This is a genomic window from Sphingobium wenxiniae (assembly GCF_007830065.1).
GTDB lineage: Bacteria > Pseudomonadota > Alphaproteobacteria > Sphingomonadales > Sphingomonadaceae > Sphingobium > Sphingobium wenxiniae.
Window position 1 is genome coordinate 92,501 of sequence record NZ_VLKK01000012.1, and the last position, 2,986, is coordinate 95,486.

Consider the following 2,986-nt stretch of genomic DNA (forward strand, 5'->3'; position numbering starts at 1 on the left):
CTGGAAAGTGTGGCCATAGCGGGTGACAGCCCCGTATGCGAAAATGAAATATCAGGACTTGAGTAGGGCGGGGCACGTGAAACCCTGTCTGAACATGGGGGGACCACCCTCCAAGCCTAAATACTCGTACATGACCGATAGCGAACCAGTACCGTGAGGGAAAGGTGAAAAGCACCCCGATGAGGGGAGTGAAACAGTACCTGAAACCGGATGCCTACAAGCAGTGGGAGGGTCCTTGAGACCTGACCGCGTACCTCTTGCATAATGGGTCTGTGACTTAGTGTATCGAGCAAGCTTAAGCCGTTAGGTGTAGGCGCAGCGAAAGCGAGTCTGAACAGGGCGACCATGAGTTCGATGCATTAGACCCGAAACCCGGCGATCTATGCATGACCAGGTTGAAGGTGCGGTAATACGCACTGGAGGACCGAACCGTTTAATGTTGAAAAATTATCGGATGAGTTGTGCTTAGGGGTGAAAGGCCAATCAAGCCGGGAAATAGCTGGTTCTCCGCGAAATCTATTGAGGTAGAGCGTCGGATGATTGCCGTTGGGGGTAGAGCACTGGATGGATGCGGGGGTCGCGAGATCTACCAATTCTAACCAAACTCCGAATACCAACGAGTCTAGTCCGGCAGACAGACGGCGGGTGCTAAGGTCCGTCGTCAAAAGGGAAACAGCCCTAACCTACAGCTAAGGTCCCCAAGTCATCACTAAGTGGGAAAGCATGTGGAATTTCCAAAACAACCAGGAGGTTGGCTTAGAAGCAGCCATCCTTTAAAGAAAGCGTAACAGCTCACTGGTCTAAACAAGAGATTCTGCGGCGAAGATGTAACGGGGCTAAAGTGATGCACCGAAGCTTAGGGTGTGATCGTTTACGATCACGCGGTAGCGGAGCGTTCCGTAGGCCGTTGAAGCGATCTGGTAATGGGTCGTGGAGGTATCGGAAGTGCGAATGCAGACATGAGTAGCGATTAACAGTGTGAGATGCACTGTCGCCGAAATTCCAAGGGTTCCTGCTTAAAGCTAATCTGAGCAGGGTAAGCCGGCCCCTAAGACGAGCCCGAAGGGGGTAGTCGATGGGAACCACGTTAATATTCGTGGGCCTGGAGGTGTGTGACGGATGGCGTAAATGGTCTGGCCTTATTGGATTGGTCCAGGCTGTGAAGTTGTCCCAGGAAATAGCCCCTCCGTATAGACCGTACCCTAAACCGACACAGGTGGAATGGTAGAGTATACCAAGGCGTTTGAGAGAAGTATCCTGAAGGAACTCGGCAAATTGCCTCCGTACCTTCGGAAGAAGGAGGCCCCACATATGCGCAAGCACTTGTGGGGGGCACAGGCCAGGGGGTAGCGACTGTTTAGCAAAAACACAGGGCTCTGCTAAGTCGGCTTCAAGACGACGTATAGGGCCTGACGCCTGCCCGGTGCCTGAAGGTTAAGAGGAGGAGTGCAAGCTCTGAATTGAAGCCCAGGTAAACGGCGGCCGTAACTATAACGGTCCTAAGGTAGCGAAATTCCTTGTCGGGTAAGTTCCGACCTGCACGAATGGCGTAACGACTTCCCCACTGTCTCCAGGATATGCTCAGCGAAATTGAATTCTCCGTGAAGATGCGGAGTACCCGCGGTTAGACGGAAAGACCCCGTGCACCTTTACTGCAGCTTCAGAGTGGCATTAGGAAAGAACTGTGTAGCATAGGTGGGAGGCTTTGAAGCGTGGGCGCCAGCCCGCGTGGAGCCATAGGTGAAATACCACCCTGTTGTTTTCTGATGTCTAACCTCGCACCGTTATCCGGTGCAGGGACCCTCTGTGGCGGGTAGTTTGACTGGGGCGGTCGCCTCCTAAAGAGTAACGGAGGCGCGCGATGGTGGGCTCAGGCCGGTTGGAAACCGGCTGTTAGAGTGCAATGGCATAAGCCCGCCTGACTGCGAGACTGACAAGTCGAGCAGAGACGAAAGTCGGTCATAGTGATCCGGTGGTCCCTCGTGGAAGGGCCATCGCTCAACGGATAAAAGGTACGCCGGGGATAACAGGCTGATGATTCCCAAGAGCTCATATCGACGGAATCGTTTGGCACCTCGATGTCGGCTCATCACATCCTGGGGCTGGAGCAGGTCCCAAGGGTTTGGCTGTTCGCCAATTAAAGTGGTACGTGAGCTGGGTTCAGAACGTCGCGAGACAGTTTGGTCCCTATCTGCCGTGGGCGTCGAAATTTGAGAGGAGTTGACCCTAGTACGAGAGGACCGGGTTGAACATACCTCTGGTGTACCTGTCGTTCCGCCAGGAGCGCAGCAGGGTAGCTATGTATGGACGGGATAACCGCTGAAAGCATCTAAGCGGGAAGCCTCCCTCAAGATAAGATTTCATCGAGCCGTCGTAGACCACGACGTTGATAGGCCGGATGTGGAAGCGTGGTAACATGTGAAGCTAACCGGTCCTAATTGCTCTGTTCGCGCTTAAATGATCCTCTAAGGATCATAGAGTCCCACCATCAATGACAGTGCTGGAAAACAGCGCTTCGTCGATCAGTGGTGATGACCAGCCAGATATATAAAGTTGTTTGTTGACGCATTTTCCCAGAAAATGCGCATGTGCACGGTATCGATTAAAACCCGAAGCGCCTGCTTCATTGCTTGGTGACCATAGCGTCAGTGACCCACCCGATCCCATCCCGAACTCGGCCGTGAAACCTGACTGCGCCGATGGTACTGTGGCTCAAGCCCCGGAAGAGTAGGGCGTCGCCAGGCATTGCAGCACGCGCTTCGAACATAAAACCCATTCACACCCCTTCTGATCCATCAACGGACCAGAGGCCCGCAAGGCCCAACGGCCGCCTGACCCTGGATCACGCCCGGGAGAAGAAAGCCAAGGCTGCAGAGGCAGCCGCCGGCGCTTGAGGCAAAACCAGTGTCGCGGGATGGAGCAGCCCGGTAGCTCGTCAGGCTCATAACCTGAAGGTCGCAGGTTCAAATCCTGCTCCCGCAACCAA

At 54.3% G+C, this 2,986-nt stretch carries 1 tRNA gene and 2 rRNA genes (1 of these 3 only partly in view); all 3 read left to right on the forward strand.

Annotated features, from left to right (window positions below):
• Positions 1 to 2,457: ribosomal RNA gene (locus IQ35_RS15130) — 23S ribosomal RNA — on the forward strand; it begins 342 nt to the left of the window's first position.
• A gap of 172 nt (positions 2,458 to 2,629) precedes the next feature.
• Positions 2,630 to 2,744: ribosomal RNA gene (gene rrf / locus IQ35_RS15135) — 5S ribosomal RNA — on the forward strand.
• Positions 2,745 to 2,908: 164 nt separating this feature from the next.
• Positions 2,909 to 2,985: transfer RNA gene (locus IQ35_RS15140), tRNA-Met, on the forward strand.
• Position 2,986: the final 1 nt, after the last annotated feature.